Origin of the sequence: Rhodococcus sp. SMB37 (assembly GCF_004345605.1) — a bacterium.
Lineage (GTDB): Bacteria > Actinomycetota > Actinomycetes > Mycobacteriales > Mycobacteriaceae > Rhodococcus.
In genome coordinates this window covers 136836-156124 of record NZ_SLVY01000006.1, presented here as the reverse complement: position 1 = coordinate 156124, position 19289 = coordinate 136836, and the positions used below count along the sequence as shown (strand labels likewise).

General features: G+C 65.6%; 23 protein-coding genes and 1 riboswitch. Of the genes, 2 read left to right on the top strand and 21 right to left on the bottom strand.

Annotated elements, in window-relative coordinates; translation table 11 throughout:
• The first annotated feature begins 127 nt into the window (after nucleotides 1-127).
• The gene (locus tag EV641_RS12175; protein ID WP_132472003.1) at nucleotides 128-1930 is read left to right on the top strand and encodes a DUF262 domain-containing protein; all 1803 of its coding nucleotides are present in this window, start codon (nucleotides 128-130) and stop codon (nucleotides 1928-1930) included.
• Between the two features lie 1298 nt (nucleotides 1931-3228).
• Here the strand turns inward: EV641_RS12175 and EV641_RS12160 are convergent.
• The 12 genes from EV641_RS12160 to EV641_RS12110 form a co-directional block, all read right to left on the bottom strand.
• A complete protein-coding gene (locus EV641_RS12160; protein WP_132472002.1) occupies nucleotides 3229-4257 on the bottom strand; it encodes a PDDEXK nuclease domain-containing protein in 1029 nt (342 codons plus the stop codon).
• Between the two features lie 260 nt (nucleotides 4258-4517).
• Complete coding sequence (locus EV641_RS29740) at nucleotides 4518-5642, bottom strand: FUSC family protein (RefSeq protein ID WP_241997128.1); 1125 nt, start codon at nucleotides 5640-5642, stop codon at nucleotides 4518-4520.
• Nucleotides 5635-6450 (bottom strand): N-formylglutamate amidohydrolase, encoded by an 816-nt coding sequence (locus tag EV641_RS12150; protein WP_132472001.1) that lies wholly within the window; start codon nucleotides 6448-6450, stop codon nucleotides 5635-5637. The genes EV641_RS29740 and EV641_RS12150 overlap by 8 nt, the downstream gene beginning before the upstream one ends.
• 119 nt (nucleotides 6451-6569) lie before the next feature.
• Nucleotides 6570-7007: a helix-turn-helix domain-containing protein gene (locus EV641_RS12145; protein WP_132472000.1), complete on the bottom strand. Its 438-nt coding sequence runs from the start codon at nucleotides 7005-7007 to the stop codon at nucleotides 6570-6572.
• Between the two features lie 107 nt (nucleotides 7008-7114).
• Entirely contained in the window at nucleotides 7115-7336 is a 222-nt protein-coding gene (locus EV641_RS12140) for a hypothetical protein (protein ID WP_132471999.1), read from the bottom strand.
• Nucleotides 7337-7441: 105 nt separating this feature from the next.
• The gene (locus EV641_RS12135) at nucleotides 7442-7921 is read right to left on the bottom strand and encodes a hypothetical protein (protein WP_132471998.1); all 480 of its coding nucleotides are present in this window, start codon (nucleotides 7919-7921) and stop codon (nucleotides 7442-7444) included.
• A gap of 45 nt (nucleotides 7922-7966) precedes the next feature.
• Nucleotides 7967-8179 (bottom strand): hypothetical protein, encoded by a 213-nt coding sequence (locus tag EV641_RS12130; RefSeq protein WP_132471997.1) that lies wholly within the window; start codon nucleotides 8177-8179, stop codon nucleotides 7967-7969.
• Nucleotides 8180-8419: 240 nt separating this feature from the next.
• Complete coding sequence (locus tag EV641_RS12125) at nucleotides 8420-9265, bottom strand: bifunctional 5,10-methylenetetrahydrofolate dehydrogenase/5,10-methenyltetrahydrofolate cyclohydrolase (protein WP_132471996.1); 846 nt, start codon at nucleotides 9263-9265, stop codon at nucleotides 8420-8422.
• A gap of 23 nt (nucleotides 9266-9288) precedes the next feature.
• Nucleotides 9289-9368, bottom strand: a riboswitch (ZMP/ZTP riboswitch).
• A gap of 57 nt (nucleotides 9369-9425) precedes the next feature.
• Nucleotides 9426-10061, bottom strand: a complete 636-nt coding sequence (locus tag EV641_RS12120; RefSeq protein WP_132471995.1) for a 3'-5' exonuclease — start codon at nucleotides 10059-10061, stop codon at nucleotides 9426-9428.
• Nucleotides 10062-10117: 56 nt separating this feature from the next.
• On the bottom strand, nucleotides 10118-10270 hold the full coding sequence (locus EV641_RS29215; protein ID WP_158289154.1) for a hypothetical protein: 153 nt from the start codon (nucleotides 10268-10270) through the stop codon (nucleotides 10118-10120).
• 103 nt (nucleotides 10271-10373) lie between these two features.
• Nucleotides 10374-11396 (bottom strand): DUF3560 domain-containing protein, encoded by a 1023-nt coding sequence (locus EV641_RS12115; protein WP_132471994.1) that lies wholly within the window; start codon nucleotides 11394-11396, stop codon nucleotides 10374-10376.
• Between the two features lie 56 nt (nucleotides 11397-11452).
• Entirely contained in the window at nucleotides 11453-12034 is a 582-nt protein-coding gene (locus tag EV641_RS12110) for a hypothetical protein (protein WP_132471993.1), read from the bottom strand.
• Nucleotides 12035-12223: 189 nt separating this feature from the next.
• Here EV641_RS12110 and EV641_RS12105 point away from each other — a divergent pair, with 189 nt between their 5' ends.
• Nucleotides 12224-12493 (top strand): transcriptional regulator, encoded by a 270-nt coding sequence (locus EV641_RS12105; protein ID WP_132471992.1) that lies wholly within the window; start codon nucleotides 12224-12226, stop codon nucleotides 12491-12493.
• Between the two features lie 142 nt (nucleotides 12494-12635).
• Here the strand turns inward: EV641_RS12105 and EV641_RS12100 are convergent, their stop codons facing one another.
• The 9 genes from EV641_RS12100 to EV641_RS12060 form a co-directional block, all read right to left on the bottom strand.
• Nucleotides 12636-13274, bottom strand: coding sequence for a zeta toxin family protein (locus tag EV641_RS12100; RefSeq protein ID WP_132471991.1), 639 nt, complete (start codon nucleotides 13272-13274; stop codon nucleotides 12636-12638).
• A 3-nt stretch (nucleotides 13275-13277) separates the two neighbouring features.
• Nucleotides 13278-13751, bottom strand: coding sequence for a helix-turn-helix transcriptional regulator (locus tag EV641_RS29460; RefSeq protein WP_199233227.1), 474 nt, complete (start codon nucleotides 13749-13751; stop codon nucleotides 13278-13280).
• A gap of 245 nt (nucleotides 13752-13996) precedes the next feature.
• On the bottom strand, nucleotides 13997-14350 hold the full coding sequence (locus tag EV641_RS12090; protein WP_132471990.1) for a hypothetical protein: 354 nt from the start codon (nucleotides 14348-14350) through the stop codon (nucleotides 13997-13999).
• Entirely contained in the window at nucleotides 14347-14814 is a 468-nt protein-coding gene (locus tag EV641_RS12085; protein WP_241997126.1) for a hypothetical protein, read from the bottom strand. Before EV641_RS12085 ends, EV641_RS12090 begins: the two co-directional genes overlap by 4 nt.
• Nucleotides 14815-14873: 59 nt before the next feature.
• Entirely contained in the window at nucleotides 14874-15395 is a 522-nt protein-coding gene (locus EV641_RS12080) for a hypothetical protein (RefSeq protein ID WP_241997124.1), read from the bottom strand.
• A 47-nt stretch (nucleotides 15396-15442) separates the two neighbouring features.
• The gene (locus EV641_RS12075) at nucleotides 15443-16108 is read right to left on the bottom strand and encodes a hypothetical protein (protein ID WP_199233226.1); all 666 of its coding nucleotides are present in this window, start codon (nucleotides 16106-16108) and stop codon (nucleotides 15443-15445) included.
• A 24-nt stretch (nucleotides 16109-16132) separates the two neighbouring features.
• Nucleotides 16133-17422 carry an insoluble domain protein gene (locus EV641_RS12070; protein WP_132471989.1) on the bottom strand — a complete coding sequence of 430 codons (1290 nt, stop codon included), beginning with the start codon at nucleotides 17420-17422 and terminating at the stop codon, nucleotides 16133-16135.
• Between the two features lie 66 nt (nucleotides 17423-17488).
• Nucleotides 17489-18889, bottom strand: a complete 1401-nt coding sequence (locus tag EV641_RS12065; protein ID WP_132471988.1) for a ParA family protein — start codon at nucleotides 18887-18889, stop codon at nucleotides 17489-17491.
• Nucleotides 18890-18891: 2 nt separating this feature from the next.
• On the bottom strand, nucleotides 18892-19242 hold the full coding sequence (locus EV641_RS12060) for a hypothetical protein (RefSeq protein WP_132471987.1): 351 nt from the start codon (nucleotides 19240-19242) through the stop codon (nucleotides 18892-18894).
• Between the last annotated feature and the right edge of the window lie 47 nt (nucleotides 19243-19289).

The window sequence follows — 19289 nt, the reverse complement described above, 5'->3', positions numbered from 1 at the left end:
ACCGCGGCGCCGCCGCCCGCACACCGACAACACTGTCCATGCACAGACGGTCGTAGTCGGTCCAGTCCACGACCACATATTATCGGCGTTTGACGATCAGTCACCTACACGAATGGGAGACTAAACAATGGAAGTAACTTCAAGCACTAAGACTATACAGCAGTGCTTCCTCGAATGCCTTTACGAAGTACCCAATTTTCAGCGCCCATATAGTTGGGAAGATGATCAGTTAGAGGATTATTGGAATGACGTAGCGCTAGCCAGAGGCGACTTCTTCTTTGGAACTACAGTCACATGGATAAGCGCAGAAATAAACCTATTTAGAAAAAAATTCTCCCTAATAGACGGACAACAGCGACTCACCACGAGCGCCGTTGCACTGTCCGTCGTGCGAGATTTATTCGAAATAATCGAAACATCGCCCGACCCGGGAAATGACGGAGAAACAAGAGGCCTTGCCCATGAACAGAAAAAGAATACTCAGAAGTACTTAGTAGCGAAAGATGACAACTCAAAGGAGTATCCGGTTATCACTCGCCCCGAGCCGATGTTCTGGGAGGCGATTCAGAAGCCCGCAGCAATCCCCTCCGGAGCGAAGTGGGATGCCAGCGCCAAGCTCGTAGGTAAAGCGAGAACGTTCTTCGAGAAGAAGGCAATAAATGAACTTGAAACTCTTAGCGACACAAATTCGAAAGTTGAGCGACTAAAAGCACTTCGAAATAATATTCTGCAGGCAAGAGTCATTCAGGTCGAACTAAAGTCGGAGGAAGACGCGTTTCTGATTTTTGAGACGCTAAACACACGTGGAGCAGACCTACGACTTACAGACCTACTCAAGAACATGCTTGTACGCGGCCTATCACCCGATCCCAGAGATCGCGACGCCGTAGCTTCGCGATGGAAAACTGTTGTAGGTAACGCAGCCAGTCGTGATGATAACCAAGCCGAGGCCGATAGGTTTATTTGGCAGTCGTGGAACTCTAGAAGGGATGCGGTAAAAGAGCCTGAGCTCTACAAAGAGATCAAGTCCCTTATGTCCGACGGGAAGCTGACACACAGCGGCTACCTTGCGGAAGTTGAGACAGATTCGCAAATTTTCCGACATTTTGACACTTCCCGATTTGAGTTTCCAAAAACATCGCTGGGTCTCCGACAGGGGCTAGCCATTCCTGAGGTCCAGGACTCAATTCAAGCACTTGAACTATTCAATGTCACGGTCGCGAATTCCGCGATTATCGCGCTAATAAGAAAGTTTAACCAGACCTCCCTCATATCAGAGAAGCAACTTAAGCGTGCGGTCAGGTCTATCGAAAACTTCCACTTTCAGTTTACTGCTATGGCTAACGGTGGATCCACGGGTGGGACCAGAGGACGGTACAACAGGTTCTCTGTCGCGCTAGAAAATTCCACAACTCAAGCAGACGTCGATAAAACGATAAACAACTTCACTTTGCGGCTGAAGGATAGCCTTCCCGATAGGGCTCTCGTCGTCAGGGAGTTCACCAAACTTGCCTACGCCCCAAAGCTAAAGCTCACCGCGGCACAAAGAAAAAGGGGATCGAGCGATCTTATAAGGTACGTCTTGATTACGATAGCAAAGCACCTAGGAAATGTTCCCTCTCCTCAAGACACTTCTGGGTGGACGATAGAGCACATCGTTCCCCAGCGCGGCGCCGGAAACTCGTTCAGCGACCCGGTGTTCTCCATCGGGAATCTGGTGTTGCTAAGCGCAAAGGTTAACTCCGGACTAGGCCATGGATCCCTTGCCAACAAGAGGACACTTCTCCAAAGTTCGGCCTGCCCCCAGGACGCGAGTTTGGTTGAATGGATGGAAGGCGAAGATGGATTCGAGCCCTCCGTTAAGTCTATAAAAGACCGCGCCACGGCGCTCGCAAATCTCGCGTTTAACTCGGTTTGGTTAGTGAGATGAGCAGGTTTCCTTTCTGACAATTGGATGTCTTATCTGGGTCCTCGACTCACGATCGTCCGAGCCGGCTGACCACATATCCCTGGACCAACTCCTCCTACGCCGCTCCCGTCCGACCTGACTTAGGACATTTCGCTTAGTACCCCGTTTTGAACCCCAAACCCGACAAACTTTCCTGCTCAGCACCAGGAATCTGCGGTGGAAAATCCTGGACAGCACCGTTGATCGCGATCGTCGAAGTCCGCAACGGCCGCAGCCGCTTGACCACCCTCGCGATCGCAACACCGCTCAGATCCTGAACGCAGCGAGCGACGGCCAACGCCGCGAACACGATGGTCAGATGTGCCTCGATCGCGTCGCGGGCGCGGTGGAAATCGGACCCTCACATTGTGAGAATGATGTTGGTGAGGAACAGTCCTGCGTTGAGGCTGCTGCGCGGCGCCCGGTGCGTGAATTCGACTTTGATTGTGAATTCTTTGTTCCGCACTGGGTGGCCACTTGTGGGAGTTCACTGGTCCGAAACCTCTCGCCTAGGTGCCCGTGGCTCGCGGAGACACGCTACGCAGAGCAGTACATCTCCAACCTGTCGTTTCAGGCCGATCCCGACGGCAAGACGGCGGCGTCAACGCGAGCGGTACTGCTGAGCGCGAGCGATGCCGTCGTCGTACTCGTCGACATACTCCCCCGATCCAGGCGTGTACTTGCCGCCGACGCGGTCCGGATCCTAGGCCATGAACACCACGTCGGGGCGGCCATCGTTGAAAGCACGGAAGGTGTCGTAGTCCAGTTGTCGGGGGCGTAGTCATCGTTCCACTTCGGCCGCGCGACGGGCACGAACCCCGCGTCGGCATACAGGCCCGGAAGCACGGTGTCGAAGCAGTCCAGCCGGTGACCGCCGAGCGCGGTGGCGTGCCGGAGCATGGGCGGGCCGCGCGGGGGTGTGCTCAGTCCCTGTGCTCGAACGCGGAGACGATCTCGTCGCCGTTGACAGCGACCCGGCCTTGCCGGACATCATCGCTCTGTACCCGTCGGGGTTCTGCCCCGTCGGTGGGTGATCGCACGGACGTTCGCGTGGATCACGCAAACATCGTCGCCTCGTCCTGGATTACGAGACCCAGACCTGCCCTGACCATCATGAGGCGATGGTCTACGCCGCGATGATCGTCACGACGTAACGTCGGCTTGTCCGTTCTGCTTGACTCCGACCCGAAGTTTTCAGATGCACTCTGAGCAGGCTTCGAACGCTCACCTGCCACGATGCCGACGTCGAACTCACACCTAGCCAACGGACAGTCGTCGCATCACTGCGGAATGTGGCCGTCGAGCTCGAGTGCAACCGCCCGCGTGAGCGCGTCCTCGGCTGGGAGCGCCGCCTGCTCGGCGGGCGAGAGATCGTAACGCGAAACCGCGATCGGCTGAGTGGTGCCGGCCAAGGCGTACCGGACAACGGACTCGTTCTTGTCCGCCACCAGCAGCATCCCCACAGTGGGCTGATGCTGCGGTCTCCTCAGCCGGTCCTCAACCAAGGCAACATAGAACCCGAGTTGACCGGCATCACGCGGGTCGAACTTCGTAGTCTTGAGTTCGATAACCACATAACGCAGTTGTTCGACGTGAAAAAAGAGCAAATCGACGAAGAAGTCATCTCCCTCGACATCGAAGTGAACCTGACGACCAACAAACGCGAAGCCCGGACCGAGCTCGCGCAGGGTGTCGATGATGCGCTCGACGAGCCGATCCTCAAGTTGTCGCTCAGCAGCGTCCCCATCGATGGCGAGGAACTCGAGTGTGAACGGATCCTTGGTGATCTGCTGAGCCAACTCGGAATCAGTGCGCTCGAGGGCATGCGCAAAGTTGGACGGGGCCGCACCCTCCCGCAGATGCAGACCGGTCTTGATCTGGTGCGCCAGCACCGGACGGCTCCAGCCATGCGCGGCGTCCTTGGCGCTGTACCAGTCGCGCAACCCCGCGTCGTCGAGCTTCTCGATCAGCTCGATGACATGCCCCCAGGGCAATTGGCCAACGGGTCGTTGACCAATTGCGTTCGGGTCGGGCCACGCTTCAGCGAACCGGCGCATGTACTTGAGGTTGGCCGACGAGAATCCCTTCACCCCGGGAAACTCGGTACGCAGATCCGCCGACAGCCGAGACAGCACCTTGCTACCCCAGGGCGCTGTCTTCTGCCGCTCGATGATCGTCGCTCCGATCTGCCAGTAGAGCCTGAGCAGTTCGGTGTTCACTCGACGCTGGGCGATGTAACGCGCCCGATGCACGAGCTGCTTGATGCTCTCGAGCGTGTCTGCGTAGTCGGAAGGGACAGGTGAGGACATTCCTCGACGCTAATGGACCGAGCTGACCCGACGAGGTCTCGGGGGACGCCTTCCATCGGCCCATCCTGTCGTTGACTCAGCGGCTCCAGCCCGTCGGTACCGCGCAGCAACGCCCCTGTCCACTCCTACCTGCTGCAGGTTCTCGTCAGGCACCAGCAGCGCAATCTCGAGCACACACACCGGTCGAGCCAGCCGGCATGAGAGCGGGCTGGCATATGACATTTCCACGATGAACTGCACCACAGCTCTCGTGGAGATCGTCAACGCGGGCGGTACTGCCGGGCACGGGCGATGCCGTCGTCGTACTCATCGACGTACTCCCCCGCCCCGGGCGTGTAGTCGCCGCCGACACGATCAGGGTCGTAGGCCATGAACACCACATCCGGGCGACCGTCGTTGAACGCACGGAACGTGTCGTAGTCCCACCCGTCGGGGGCGTAGTCGTCGTTCCACTTCAACCGCGCCACCGGCACGAACCCCGCGTCGGCATACAGATCAGGAAGGACGGTGTCGAAGCAGTCCAGACGATGGCCGCCGAGCGCGGTGGCCTGGGAGAGCATCGACTGCACGGACTTGGGGTGCGCGCAGTCTTTGTGTGCGAACGCGGAGACGATCTCGTCGCCTTTGAGCGCGACGCCGGCCCTTCCGTCATCGGTCACCAGCAGACGCATCTGCCGGTATTCGTCCTCGTCGTAGACGTACACCGACGCGGCATAGGGATTCTTTTCGGTCAGTTCGAGCATCTGGGCGCGGTAGACGCCGGAGTCGTGCGGTGCCAGCTCGTAGAGCGTCGGCGCCGACATTCCAGCGGCGGTGAAGCGTTCGCGCTCGGCCTCGGTGAGTGTGTGTTCGGCTGCCGGGGTGATCGCGCGATCGTTGATCAGAAGCCGAGTGCTTCGGCCTCCTGGATCTTCGGGTCGGTGAAGCGTTGCTCGATCTTCTTGCGCTGGTCCTCCGGTAGCTCCGGGCTCCACCCGTACTGGCGCCAGAACTTCTCTCGGCGCTCCTGCGTCATCGGTTCCTCGTGGTACATCGTCGGTTCCTTCCTCGTCGGTCTGTCCTGCGCGGGCGCGGCGCAACGCGTCGGTTTGCTCGGCTCGTAGCCTTTCAGCGTCTCTCAGACGGGCGGTCAGCGCGTCCCGGTCACTCAGGTCTCCGGACGCCTCGATCGCCGCGCGCAGTTCGTGCTGGCCGCCCGGGGTGGAGTCGTACAGCGCGAGGGTGTGCGCGTGGTCGGCTTCGGCGGCGGCGAGGCGGCGGTGCAGACGCCCGTGTGTCGGGTTCTCGGCCAGCCGCGCGCGGGCAACCTGGACGCGCGCGGCGACCTGATCGAGGCGGGCACGCATGTGCGGGGTGCAGCGCGGGCCCGGTTTGGGTTTACACATCGGCGGCCACCTGCGCGGTGACCTCGTCGATGAGGGTGGCCAGGGCGCGGCCGAGCCGCTCCACGCGCTCGGGATCGGGTGTGCGGGGATCGGTGAGGTAGACATCGCGCCGCAGCTCGATCATCACCGAGGCCACGCGCTCGTCGCGGCCGTAGTGTCGCAGCGGCACGTAACACCCGCCGTACGGTGTGTTCTCGCCGATCTCATCGATCTCGACCAGGGACGCGAATGCGCCACGGGTCGCCTCGGCCAGCCAGCCGGGGGTGTGGACCGGGTCGGTGCCGATACACAGCGCGGGGCGTGCGGCGGCGGGGTCCTCGAAGCTGGACGGTGTCTCGGGGTAGGAGTGCAGGTCGATGATCACCGCGCGCCCGCACGTGCGCAGCCGCTCCTCGACCGCTGTCGTGACGGCGTCGGCGTAGGGACGGAAATAGCCGTCGATGAGGTGCTCGGCGTGCGGGTACGGCTCGGGTCGTAGCGGCGTGCCGGTGCAGGTGCGGGTGTAGACCGCGCCCCGGCCGAACCCGTTGGCCGGCTCCCCGGCGTCGGGGAACCGTTCGGGGTCGATCACCAGCCGCGAGGCCGTGTTGACCACGGTCGTGGGCCTCAGGCCGGTGTGGCGCAGTGCTGCCGCTGCGATCTCGTCGGTGGCGGTGTCGGTCGCTTCGTCGAGTTCGGCGGCAAGGGCGACGTCGGTGGGCAGCAGGTCCGCGCGCACCTCGGGTGGGATGACGCGGGAGGCGTGCGGGACGTGAATGAGCACCGGCGACCGGTCGTCTCCTGGTGTGACGAGCGCTGGACTGGGCACGTGTGTCCCCCTTCTCGGGTGTCGAGGTGGCGACCTCGCGGCGGGCCGGGGCACGACGGTGCACCCGGGGACGCGAATTGTCCTCGAGGTGGGGGCGATTCACCAAGCAGGTGGGGTGGTCAGGCGCTGCGCTGCGCGCGGGCGCGTACGGCGGATTCGCGCACGATCCAGGTGCTGCCGACGCGGATCGCGGGAAGCGAGCCGGTGGTGATCGCCTTGAGGACGCCCTGGCGGCTGATGCCGAGCTGGTCGGCGGCTTCCTGGACGGAGACCAGCGGCGGGACGTCGATCGCGTCGACGAGCCGGTCGTAATCGTCGGTGGGCAGCACGCGCAGTGAGCGCAGCGGCCACCGGTAGGTCTCGAGGATGGCCAGGGCGGTGGTGGTGGCCTGCCGGAGGGTCTGCGCCGGGAGGGTGAAGACGACTTCGGTGTGGCCGAGTTCGGAGCGGCCGGCGGCTCCGCTGTAGTCGGCGATGGGGTCGAGCAACTGCTCGGCGGTGTCCTCGTCGAAGGGTGCGTCGAGTTCGGCGATGACGTTGTACGACTGTGCGGCCATGGCGCGGTAGTCCTTTCTCTGTGCTGGCTGTCGGGTCGGGTGGCTGTGGTGGTGGACAATGGGATCGGGCCGGGGGTGATTCCAGCACCCCCGGCCCTTTGTCGATCTCAGCGGCGCGGCGGCCACTGGAATCCCGCGCGTTTGAGCGGCGCGAGGGAGTTGAGGAAGGCACGCCGATCGCTCGCGGTACCCGAGAACGTGCTGATCAGCACGTCGTCCTTGTAGACCATCGGGTGGCCGCTCTTCGCTCGGCGAATCACGAAGCCTGCCTCCTCGAGTGCGGCCAGGACTGCGCGGGTGTCCTTGTCGATTCCCTTGTGCTTGCCCAAATTCTTCCACCTCAGTTGTTATCTGACAACTTTATAGTACGTTTTAAGTTGTCATTCGACAACTTCAGGATGTGGTCGAGGCGATGACCAGCGCATTCGCCTGCGCTACAGCGCGAAGTTGTGCACCGCCACACGAGCCGGGACACCCTCGTCGCCGCCGAAGCCCCACGACCGGACCGACTCACGCACCCGCGCGGGCACCTCGGCGGCGCGCCCGCTCGCGGCGTACCGGGCCTCGGTATCGAGCACGTAGATGCCCAGATCCGCGTGGTGTTCGGCCGGATACAGGTACCAGGTGGTCCCTTGTGGGGTGCCCGGCCACCCGGTCGCGAACACCGTGCGCGTGCGGCCACCCGGTTCGATAGTGGTCACTTCGGTGGCCCAGTCGACCGAGACGAGCGCATAGAGCGGTACGCCGATCACCCCGGTCTCCGAGACCGACGTCTGCGCGCCGCCGAAAGGCTGCACCAGCGCGCCGCGCTGCGGATGACGCGGGAAGGCGTGGAGGTAGCCGACGACGAGCGCGGCGGCCCCGTCGACCTCGGCAGCGACACCGGCGGGCAGCGCGGTGATGGATGCAGTCATGGATGTCCTCCTGTGCTGGAGTGAGGGATTCGAATGCGGCAACGGTCAGGCGGCAGCGAGTACGCCGCGCGCGGCGGCGCCCCCCTCGATATCGAGGAGGTCCACGTGCCGGGCGACGGTGCCATCGGTCAGGCGCACGTCGGCGACCCTGCCACCGAAGAAATCGGTGCGGTATCCGAGTACCTCGACGATCTCAGCGCGCACCGGCGTTCCGGTAATGGTGTAGGTAACGAGTTCTGCAACAGAGGTATTCGACATGTCCTGCTCCTTCGTACGATGTTTTCCGACAGTGGTAACTATACAAGTCTTATTTGTAATGTTGCAACCCCAGAAGCTGGGTATGCCGCGATGACTTCGCGCGGGACGTGCCATCCGCGCACGTCACAGCGCCTTCGAGGACGCCGAATTCGACGAGAATGCCGGGTACCGAGCGCGCGACTCGATACCCGGCACCAAGCGATCAGGTCGACTTACCACCCAACGGCATCGGCATGTCGACTAGCCGGAGTGAGCCGACTGTGCGGCGGCGAGAGTCTGCTCGAGGAGTACCGCGATCTTCATCGGCCCCACACCACCGGGCACCGGGGTAATCAGTCGGGCCCGCTCGGCTGCACCTGCGTACTCGACATCCCCGACGTTGCCCGGGTTGTATCCGGCATCCATGACCACCGCGCCCTCTTTGATCCACTCACCGCGAATCAGCTCGGGCCGGCCGACTGCGGCGACGACGATGTCCGCGTCCCGCACGTGATCGGCCACGTCACGTGTACGCGAATGGCAATAGGTGACGGTCGCATCCCGGGCCAGCAGCAGCATGCCCACCGGCTTTCCGAGGATCGGGCTGCGGCCCACCACCACCGCGCGCCGACCGGCGAGCGGGACGTCGTAGGCATCGAGGAGGCGAAGAATCCCACCGGGCGTGCAGGAATGGAATCCCGTCCCACCGAAGGCCATCGCGGCGAAACTGTGCATAGTGACACCGTCGACGTCCTTGCCCGGCGCGATCGACTCGAACGCGGCGCGTTCGTCGATGTGGTCCGGAACCGGATGCTGCAACAAGATCCCGTCCACAGTCGGATCTGCAGAAAGCACTGAGATTTCGGCGACGAGGGACGCTGTGGTGGTGGTTGTCGGGAGTTCGATGTAGCGCGAGTCCATCCCCACCTCGGCGCACCGGGTGCGCTTCATGCGCACGTACGTGTGCGAGGCAGGATCGTCACCGACCAGCACAGCGGCAAGGCATGGGCGACGGCCATGGGTTTCGGTGAAGTGTGCAGTGTCGCGGGCGATGGTTCCCAGCAGCGTCGCCGCAACGGCGCGCCCGTCGATGATCTGTGCGGTCAAGGTCGGTCCTCTCGATCGAATCGAGAGGACACCCAGGCGGTCGATGTCTACTCTGCTCGCACTCCCCGGTGGTTGCCCACCTGCGCCAGTTGTGCATCCCCAGGGTAACGACGCGGTTCGCCAATCACCATGACGGAGTCGGCCCGGATTCCGAGTGGTGTCATCGCGCGGCTCGAGTTTCGTCGAGGTGCACTGCGGTTATCTGGTCATCGTTCATGCGTTCTTCGTCGGCAGCGCGGTGCGCGAGCGCGGCCAGCCCGGCGGTGTCGGCACGTCCCGCAGCGAGCAGCTGCACCAGCGCGCGGGTCGCGCGCACGTCGGCGAGCGCGCGGTGACCGCCCCCGAGCCTCACACGCCCCTCTGCCCCGAGCCCGAGCGCTTCACAGCGACGCGCCATCACGCACTGCCACCGGGACGCCTCGGCGAGATGGCCGGGGTCGATACCCGACCGGTAACAGTCCTGCAGGACACGGCCCTGATCGAACGAGGCGTTGTACGCCAACACCAGACGCCCGGAGGTGATCGCGTCCAGTTGCGCGAACACCTCCGGCCAGCGCGGCGCACCAACCAGATCGGCGGCGGTGATGCCATGAACCGCGTGCGCGTCGGGTTCGATCTGCACCGGGCCGCAGTCGACGAGGGTGTCGAGCAGGACCGCGCCGCTCGCGGCGTCGATGACCGCGACCTCGATGATCGAACCTTCGAGCCCTGACGTCTCGACATCGAGGATGCACGCCGCCTCGTCGGCGAGCACGGCCGCGGCCCACTCGCGCGGGGACAGCATCGGCAACGACATGATCCCTCCTCCTCCTCCTCCTCCTCGGCTCTCGATCATGGTGGACGGCTCCGACATCAGCGCGAGGGACGCGGATCAGCCACGGCGGCGAGGCGGTAGCCGCGGCCACCGGCGGTGGTGTGCAGGCTGTCGATGTTGATCGACACGACGCGGCCGGGTTCGGTGGCCTGCCCGGTGTCGGTGTCATGGGATCCGATGACGGTGCACACCGCGCGGGCACCGAGGTGGCCGGCGCCGGTGAATCCGTCGACGCGCAGGGCAGTTCCTTCCGGGGCGCTCGGTGTAACCGAGCACCCCAGGAGAACATGCAGGTCAGGCAGCGGTGTCGGTGTCGATCACCCGCGCGCCGTCGACGATGCGCACCACATGACCGTCGGCGTCACGCAGCCCGCGGATCTCGCTGTAGGGGACGCGATCTGTCCACGAACCGCCGACGATCGAGCCGATGGTCACCGACTTCGCATTGACTCTCAGCACCCGGTGGTGATGCCCGGCATAGCGGACCAGATCGCCCTTGGCGACGACCTCGCGGCTGTAGGCGGTGGCGCCGCCCTCGGCGAGCTGCGCCGCGCGTACACCTTCCCAGTAGGCGAGTTCGTCGGCGGTGTGCTCGATCTCGGCAAGTACCCGATCGCGGTAGCTGCCGGTCGCCGGTTCGTGGGTCTCGACGTACTTCTGCCCGGTCTGCGCGTTGGTGTGCAGCGTGCGGCTGTAGCCGTCACGGTCACGTTCGAGGCGCCGCAGCTCGGCGGTGAGCTTGTCGATCCGCCGGGCCACAGTGACCGGGGCATAGCGCGCCTGCGTGGTCTTCGCGGCAGCATCGGCGCGGCCCCGCGCGGCGGCGGCCTCACGCTCGGATACCACGGCGTTGCCGAGCGTGCTCCAGGACTTCTCCACCGCGCGGCGATGGCGGGCCTCGCTGCTGTGACCGATTTTGATCGGCTCGCCGCCTTCGGGCAACGCCTCATGGGCGGCCTGGTCGGCGGCCCAGGCGGATTCGGCGGCGCCGGCCTTGCGCTCGGCCTTGGCGCCCAGAGCGTCGACACGGCTGGCCTGGCGGGCGATCTTATCGGCTTCGACTTGCGCGGTGGTGCGGTAGTCGTCGTTGATGTCGAGGTCGACGGAGAAGCCTGCGGCGCGCAGCGCGGAGGCGGTGGCGTTGATCTGGGCCAGCTTGGCGCGGCGGTCGCGGGACTGCGGGATGTACCAGGAACCCAAGTTGCGGGACCAGCGCCAGCGGTTGGCCTTCAGGACCTCGCCGGAGCCATCGTTCTTGGTGGTGCCGTCGATGAGAGTCCCGTCGGTATGCGAGTGGGTAATGGTCAGTGCGGACATGGGCGGTCCGTCCTTTCGAGTCGATGTTGTGCAGGTCAGAAGGTCGGGGTTGCGGGTCAGCTGACGAACCGCCAGGCCGAGCGCGCGGCGCGGGCCCCAGGGACTTTGCGGACGGCGAGGTTGGCGGCGGCCTTGGCGGCGCGCGTGCCGTACACGGCGCCGCGGGACTTACCGGCAGGGCGCGCGGGGACGCGTTTCGCCACGGGGCGGCAGGTCGGGGCCGGTGCGGCAGGCGCGGCGTCAGCGGCGAGTTCGCGTTCCCACTGCGCGAAGTCGTCGACCAGGGTCCGGCCTGTGCTCGGCTTCGGCTTGTCGCCCGTGGCAGCGCGGCGCGCCTGGCGGTGCTCGCGGCCGCTCACCGGGTCGAGGTAGCGCAGCGGTGTGCGGGTGACGATGCCCTCGGCCAGGCGTGAGGACCAGACCCGGTTCTTGTAGGCGGCCAGGAAGTGTCCGGCCAGCCACAGCGCCACACCGGCGATGAGCAGCGGGGCGCGGGTGGCGATGGAGTCACCGGAGATGATGCAGATCAGCGAGGCGATCGTCAGCAGGGCGCCACCGATGCGGGCGATGGGGGCGCCGATCGTCCAGATGAGCAGTGCTGCCAGTGCGAGTGCCGCGATAACGATGATGATCGACATTCGGTTTCCCTTCCCGTGGCTGTTCTTCCGATTCCTACTTTACAATATCTAATTGTATTGTTGCAACCCCGGATGTTGTTCGAGATGCACACGCACGTTTCCACAAAGCAATACTGATATGTAAAGTTTCAGGGACCGAACCCCGGCACACCACGACGGCCGTGCCCGAGACACGAAAGGCCAGTAGCGATGGCGAACCCGAACCGCCTCACGGCACAGCAGTGCGTGGACCTGCTCAAAGAAGAAACCGGCGACGAGATCAAGCCGGTGACCTTCCACGCGTACGTCAACCGCGGCCACGCCCCCAAACCGGTCGAGAAGATCGGCAGCACCCCCTTGTGGAAGCGCAGCGAGATCGTCGAATGGGCCCGCAACCGGCCAGGCCGCGGCGCACGCACCGACCTACGGAAGCCACGCCGGCGCACCAAGGCAGCCGACCAACCGAGCACCACCGAGTAACGACTCGGCCGGGACGTACCTTCTCACCAGGTCAGAGCATGTTGCATGCTCACGCCGCGCCCGCGCTCCAGCGTCGACGGAGCACGGGCGCTCGCACACGGAACCCCTGGATGCGCGGGTCGGCGATGCCGAGGGCACTGAGTTACTCGACCGGAGTCGAGCTCGCTGTCCATGTCACGAGCAATTCGCCGTCGGCGGCCGGTCGCTCACGACGTTCGATGTGGTCGGCGCCGTGGCCCGCATCTTCGGTGCGATACAGGTCGTAGCACCCGACCGCGGTATGCGCCTCGCTCACCTCGAGCGCATTAACTTGTGTGACGGATCGGCCGCGGAGCGGTAGGTGATCGGGTTCGCGGAACTCGGTGAACAACGCATCGACCGCGGTGGCCGGCACCCATCGACCACCGAGTCGAGCGGCGAGGTCGGCGGGATCGCTCAATGCCCGCAGCACTCCGTGGCTCCATCGGGTGACGATCCGCTCCGCGGCCACGTGCTGCGGCGCTTCGACATCGACGACGTGGATCGTGTACCCAGCGTGTTGTAGGTGGGTGAGCAGCCGCTCGGCGTGCCCCTTCCACGCGAGAGTGCCATCGATGATGAGGTTCTCGCCGTCGGCGACGGCATCGCGCTGCGCGGCCGCGAACAGAAAGTCGGTCGATTCGCGATGGACCAGCGGCGATTGTTCACCGTGGCATGGGGCGCATCGGGTTGGAGCGGACCGTCTCCGGTGGAGAGGGACGCCAGGTAGATACGGCGGGCGTCGCTCGTGGGGAGTGAGCACAGGTCAGTGATCTGCCAGCGCCTCGAGCAGAGCGTCGTAGTCCTCGTCTATGAGGAACCCGTCACGCAAGGCACGTCCGACCTGCATGGTGAAACTTCCTTCCACGGCAGGGTTTCCGCCGTCAGCCCATTCGAACGGATTTACTTCCGCGGGGCGTTCGTACTCCCAGTCGGTCAGTTCGCGCATCATCGTGGCGGATGTGATCTCGCCGGCGGCGTAGCGGGCGGCGATCTCGTATGCGGTTCCCCCATGCGTGCCGGGTCGCAGGTCGGGAGCGTCGATGCGGGCGCGGCGCAGCATGTCGCTGATCGTCGGCTGGCTCACGCCGACGATCTTGGCCAGGCGCATTTGGGTGAAACCTCGCTCGTGGAGCTGGCGCAGGTGCCGCAGGTAGGCGATGTGCGCAGCGGTTTCGCGGGCTTTTTCCCGGCCCAGATCAGCGACGAGTTGCTCCTCGGGGTTCATCATCGTCGTCATGGCGCACCTCCTGCTGGCGTCACACTGTCGACTATCCCACCTACCAGGGTATAGGAAAACCTATAAACCCAGGTCGCGGAAGCGCATCCCAGTCTCAGTTGCGGCGTGCGCGAGGTGATGTTCGCCGCGTGAGACGTGTCATCTTCCCATGTCACAACAGATTTCCGAACGCCACTGCGCCCTAACCTCGACCTCGCCGAGCGAGGACGTTCAATGCATGAACAGCCAGCCCACGTGCAGCCAGATCATTCGGTGTGCTTGGGGTGAGCTGTACCTGCGTACTTCAGCCATAAAGTGCGCCGCTCAATGTCCAGTAAGTACCAAATCCGGCCGCCAGCAGTAACCTCGTACTGCCACTGCGCCATCTCGAGTCCGTTGTGCACTCCGGTTGCGAGCCTGCCCTTCAACTGGTGATGTCGCGTCGTCGGTTCCTGCTCGACCTCGCGGCGACGCATCTCCTCGTACGCCACCAACGTGTTCGCCGCAGCCTGTCGACACAGCTCGTCCCAGCCTTTCGCGGCCTCGCTGGTCGCAAATCTCAGATCCCACAGCGACCCCGTAGCCGGCGGCGCGACCCGATCCCCGCGTTTGGGGCTCACAGTTCCGGTGCCGGGACGGCCCCGAAGTCACCCTCGGACGGCGTCGACAGGATACGAGCGAGTTCCGGATCGGCATACACCTCCGCGGTGTGACGCCACGTCTCGATCGTGCGAGCCGGAGGAGCCGGATTGTCCAGCGACGATCCTGCACGCAGCGACGCGACCAGCTCGTCGACGAAGTCGGCGGCTTCCTCACTCGACAGGTAGCTCACCCACGGGAATGCCGCCTCGACGACCGTGCGGATCAGATCGCGGTTGTCCGAGTGCAGCAGGGCGCCGACCATGGCCGTCGCGGCCGTGAGGACCTCGCGTTCCTGATCCGCCCTCACTGCGGTCATCAGGACCAGATCCTCGGCGTCGCGGCGGGTCACCCGCAGTGGGCGTGCACCGGAACGCTGCCACTCGGACAACGTCGACTTCCCTTTGTTCTGGATATCCGAGAACGGAACCTCACTCACAGACATACTTTCAAGGTACTTTAAAAGTAACACCTCAGCAAGTGGGAGTGTCCGGTGTCCCCTGTTCAGCGGCAGTCAACGTGGATCGATACGTAGACCCGGCCACTGTGTTCGGCGTTCCACCCGTCCGGGCCTTCGACGGCCGCGGCGATGTCGAGCTGATCGGGCTCGGACCAGTCCACCGGTTCGGGCGCAGCGATCAACGGATTGGTGGTGTCGATCTCGGCGGCCGCGAGCTGCTGGTCGGTGTTGCCCACCGTCAGCACCGGTGAGCCGTACACAGCGCGGATCGTCCAGCCGTGCGGAGCAGTGATCTCGACGGTCAGGTCATCGCCGCGGCCGGTGCACCGCGCGGCGACGGCCTCGGGCTGCGGGGTGGTGATCTCGGTGTCGGAGTGCGCATCTCCCCAACCGATGACGATGCTGCCCAGATCGGTGCTGGTGCCGGTGACGACCTGGCCGCTGAACGAGGTGGACACTGCCGCGGCATCACGCGGCTGGTCGCCACATGCGGTCAGCGCGGCGAGCCCGCACGCGAGAGCCGGTACGGCGAGCGCCGCGCGGCGCAGCGGTGAGGTGGCAGACATTCTCGGTGTTCCTTTCAGTGGAGTGGTTCGGCCGGGGCGCTGGCCGGTCACTTGAACACGTCGACGTACCAGCGGCCGTCGATCTTCGCGGTGGTCACGGTCTGGGTGCCACGCTCGACCGGGACATCGGGACGCATGACCGACAGATCGACCAGGAACACCCCGCCGGACAGCTCGACGGTGCGCAGGCAGTAGTTCGTGCCCTGCGGGAGCTTGTCGATGAAGCGCTGCAACTCCGGGGCCGGCTTGACCGTCGACGTCGGTGTGGCCAACGCCCGCGCGGCGGCCGCGTCGCGTCGGTTGTAGTACGCGTAGTTGAATGCGGCGATCACGCCTGCACCGCTGCGCTGATCGCCGCGATCGGCGCGGCATTCATCGGCCGTCTCCGGATCCGTGGTGGCCACCGGTTCGGTGTCGGCCGGCAGATTGAGTACCGGCAGTCCGTTGTCGCCGGTCGGGCCGAATGCGGTGTCCGTGGTGTCCGCTGGCGCGGCCGGTGCGGCGGCGCTGCTGTGATCTGCGGTGATCTGGCCGACGGCGACGACCCCGGCCACCACCGCGGCCACGGCTGCCGCGGCGACGGCGGCGGTGCGACCGGGTCGCCGCCGACCGCCACCACCGCCGCTCGCCGCAGGTGCGGTGGGTGCGCCGGCGAGAAGGTCGACCACCGCGGGATGGCGAGGGGTCCGCCGCTTGATGTTCGGCTTCCTCATGACGCTGCCCACTTTCTTTCTGGCTCAGATACCGAACTGGGTGATTCCGTCGCCGATGGCGTTGGTGATGAGGTTTCCGGCCAATCCCGGGGTGGCGTCGTTGAAGAACGACTCGAGCCCCTGGTCGACCTGCTCGATGATCTGCTCACCGCCCGGCTGGACCGCCACGAAGTCGCGGACCTGTGTGTCGATCGCCGGGGCCGTGTCGGTGGTGAACGTCTGCACAGAGTCGACGACGACCTCCCCGACCGGGTCCTGCGACCACTGCTCGAACGTGGAATCGACCTGCTCGCCGACGGCGTCGGCCTCGACGTCAGGCACCTCTGCCTCGATCGGCGTGGCATCTTCGCCGGCGCCGTAGGCCGTACCGGCAGCAAGACCAGCAGCACCACCGAGACCGGCACCGACGGCGCCGCCGAGCGCACACCCGGCTGCAAAACCACCTGCCGCACCGGCCGCGGTTGCGGCGACGCCGCTGGTGACCGGGGCAGCACCGGGGATCGGCAGCGGCACCATCGTCCCGGCCAGTGCGCCGCCGATCCCGGCGACTGTGCCGACCGCGAGGCTGGTCGGGACGCCCACCGCGGGACACCCTGCGGCTGCGCCGGCACCGGCGCCGAGGGCAGTGCCGGCGACCTGCGCCGAGGCAATGCGTTCGGCTTCGGTGGTGTCGAGGCCGACCGACCGCCACGCGTCGGTGACCTGGGCTTCGATCACTGCGGTGGAGTTGTTGGTGCGTTCGGCGTCGATGTCGGAGACCCAGTTGGGCTGCTCGAATACGACACGGCCCATGCGCATCTTGTCCTTGGGTGCCTGGATCGGCACGGTCGGATCGAGCACCGGCGCCGGGGCGTGCAACTGGCTCCAGTCCACTGCTGGTGTCGCTTCACCCGAGTTGTCGTAGCCGCTGTATCCGCCGCCTCCGGAGTAGTCGGTCGAGTAATCGGTGGAGTAGTCCACGACGGTGACACCGCCCCCGGTCTGCGGGTCGTACTCACGCGTGCCCTGGTTGTACTGCGCAGGCGGCGCCACCCAGAAGCTGCTGTCGGCCTTCGGCTCCGCGGCGCTCGGCGCAGGCGTCTCGGTGGTGGTGCCGCCGGTCTGCGCTTCGCTGGTCACACCCTCCTGGGTGGTACCTCCGGTCACTCCGCCCTGGATCGGCTCGGCCGCCGCCGGGCCCGCCACCATCGTGGACATCCCGAACGCGGCGGTGGCCACCGCCAGCGCCGTCGCAGTGGTCCGCGCCGACCGGCGGCGGTGCCGACCCTGTGCGCGGCGCGCGGCGCGGTTTCCGGAATAGGTTTCGATGCTCATCTGTACCCCTCGGTGAAAGTCAGTGAAGAAATGAAGACGGGCCCACCGCGCAGCGGGGGCAACGACTCAGCCAGCAGCACCACTGCCGATCCGGGTGACGGTCGCCGCGAGCACGGTCAACGCGTCGCGGGTCTCGCGGCGCAGCTGGGAGTACGCGATCCGCTCCCCCGAGGCGAAGACCGGCTCGAACGGCATCCGGCACACCGACACCCCGAGCGCGGTGAACGCCTCGACGGCTTCGGTCTCGACCATCGGCGCATCCCCGGGTCCGTCGGTGACGACCACGACGGTGCGGGCGAGCACATCGGGGCGGACCGCGGAGATCGCGGTGAGGGTGCGCTGCGCGGCCACGGCGGCGTCGCGGCGCAGCGGGACCGGAACAACGACTGTGTGCGCGGCGGTGATCGCCCACTGCCAGCTGCCGGAGTGGCTGGCGTTGCCGGTGTCGGCGAGCAGCAGATCGTAGTGGCGTTCGAGGATCGCGCCCAGTGTGGCAGCGTCCTGGAAGCTCAACGGCGTCGCGGCATCGGCCTTTCCGGCCACGACGTACGAACCACTGGGCTGGCGGGTCAGGTAGCGGGTGAGGGTGGACGGACGCACTTGTTGGGGCGTCTGGCCGAGGTCGGCGAGCAGCGCCGCCGCGTCCTGTCCTGCGGCCGGGGGCACCGCGACGCGGTCGGCGAAGCTGCCGCCGATCTCCCCGAGGTCCAGGCATGCGGCCGTGGCGGGGCCGCGGTGCTCGGCGATCGTCTCGGCCAGGGCGATCGACATCGGGGTTTTGCCGACGCCGCCTTTGAGGTTGACGAAGGTGATCACCGCGCCGTCGGGCAGCGGGCAGGCGATCGTGGCCTGCGCGTCGCGCAGTCGCATCTCGAGGGAGTCCGCTTTCGGGGCGAGGGTCAGGCCGAGCATCGCGTTGAGTCGGCCGCGCATCCCGTTGCGCGCGGGCCGGTTCGCCGCCGGGTTCACGCCCGGCGCGGACAGTACGGACTGCGGGCCACGGATCGGGCCTGTGGCCGTGTCTGCGGGCCGAGCGGGCGCTGCGGTCGGCGTGGGCCGTGTCGGCGCCTCGGTGTCCCCAGCGAGCGCCGTGGCCGGTGCGGTGGGCATCGCGTAGGTGATCGGTTCGGCGGCCACTGTCACCGGCCCGGCCGGCGGCGCGGAGACAGGCTCCGCGGCCGCCGGCTGCGGCTCAACCGCCACGACAGGGATGGGCACGCTCGGAGCGCTTTCGGTGAGCTTGCCGTCGGTGCCGACCGTGAGGAACCGAGTATCTTTGCCCGTCCGGTAGACGACCTCGACGGCGGACTGCTGCTCGACTGCGATGGTGCGCACGAACTCGTGCACGACAGCGGACAGCGCCTTGTCCTCGGTGGCGAGAAGTTCCATCGGTGGCACGTCGGCGCCCGCGAGCTTCGCGCGCGCGGTCGTCGCGGAGGTCGCCTCGATTTCCACGGTCGGCGCCATCGTTAGTTGATCCCGCCGAAGGCGCCGGCGCCGGCCAGCGCGGTGTCCATGTCCTCGACGACGGCCTCGGTCGCCTCCAGCTCGGCCAGGGCCTTCTCGCGGGCCTTGCCTTCCGGCAGCGCCTCGATGACCGCGCGGCGCTTGGCCGAGGCATCACGGATCTCGGCGAGTCGGTCGCGGGTCAGTTCCTGCTTCTCGTCGAGCTTGGCCAGCCACACCGGCGAGGTCTCCTTGAAGTAGTCACGCAGGGCCTTGATGACGGGGTCGTTGGCGCCCTTGGCGACGAACGGTCCGCGTAGCGCGGCGACGTCCTCGGTGGTGGGGGTGATCGACTGGGAGATGCGGCGGGTCATGGAGCGTCCTTTCGAGGGTGACTACTTGGATGGGTCAGGGGTAGAAG

Excerpts from the sequence above, each read along its gene's own strand:
- EV641_RS12175 (WP_132472003.1), top strand. The coding sequence starts at position 128 with ATGGAAGTAACTTCAAGCACTAAGACTATACAGCAGTGCTTCCTCGAA.
- EV641_RS12160 (WP_132472002.1), bottom strand. The coding sequence starts at position 4,257 with ATGTCCTCACCTGTCCCTTCCGACTACGCAGACACGCTCGAGAGCATC.
- EV641_RS29740 (WP_241997128.1), bottom strand. The coding sequence starts at position 5,642 with ATGTGTAAACCCAAACCGGGCCCGCGCTGCACCCCGCACATGCGTGCC.
- EV641_RS12145 (WP_132472000.1), bottom strand. The coding sequence starts at position 7,007 with ATGGCCGCACAGTCGTACAACGTCATCGCCGAACTCGACGCACCCTTC.
- EV641_RS12135 (WP_132471998.1), bottom strand. The coding sequence starts at position 7,921 with ATGACTGCATCCATCACCGCGCTGCCCGCCGGTGTCGCTGCCGAGGTC.
- EV641_RS12130 (WP_132471997.1), bottom strand. The coding sequence starts at position 8,179 with ATGTCGAATACCTCTGTTGCAGAACTCGTTACCTACACCATTACCGGA.
- EV641_RS12120 (WP_132471995.1), bottom strand. The coding sequence starts at position 10,061 with ATGTCGTTGCCGATGCTGTCCCCGCGCGAGTGGGCCGCGGCCGTGCTC.
- EV641_RS12115 (WP_132471994.1), bottom strand. The coding sequence starts at position 11,396 with ATGTCCGCACTGACCATTACCCACTCGCATACCGACGGGACTCTCATC.
- EV641_RS12110 (WP_132471993.1), bottom strand. The coding sequence starts at position 12,034 with ATGTCGATCATCATCGTTATCGCGGCACTCGCACTGGCAGCACTGCTC.
- EV641_RS12105 (WP_132471992.1), top strand. The coding sequence starts at position 12,224 with ATGGCGAACCCGAACCGCCTCACGGCACAGCAGTGCGTGGACCTGCTC.
- EV641_RS29460 (WP_199233227.1), bottom strand. The coding sequence starts at position 13,751 with ATGACGACGATGATGAACCCCGAGGAGCAACTCGTCGCTGATCTGGGC.
- EV641_RS12085 (WP_241997126.1), bottom strand. The coding sequence starts at position 14,814 with ATGTCTGTGAGTGAGGTTCCGTTCTCGGATATCCAGAACAAAGGGAAG.
- EV641_RS12080 (WP_241997124.1), bottom strand. The coding sequence starts at position 15,395 with ATGTCTGCCACCTCACCGCTGCGCCGCGCGGCGCTCGCCGTACCGGCT.
- EV641_RS12075 (WP_199233226.1), bottom strand. The coding sequence starts at position 16,108 with ATGAGGAAGCCGAACATCAAGCGGCGGACCCCTCGCCATCCCGCGGTG.
- EV641_RS12070 (WP_132471989.1), bottom strand. The coding sequence starts at position 17,422 with ATGAGCATCGAAACCTATTCCGGAAACCGCGCCGCGCGCCGCGCACAG.
- EV641_RS12065 (WP_132471988.1), bottom strand. The coding sequence starts at position 18,889 with ATGGCGCCGACCGTGGAAATCGAGGCGACCTCCGCGACGACCGCGCGC.
- EV641_RS12060 (WP_132471987.1), bottom strand. The coding sequence starts at position 19,242 with ATGACCCGCCGCATCTCCCAGTCGATCACCCCCACCACCGAGGACGTC.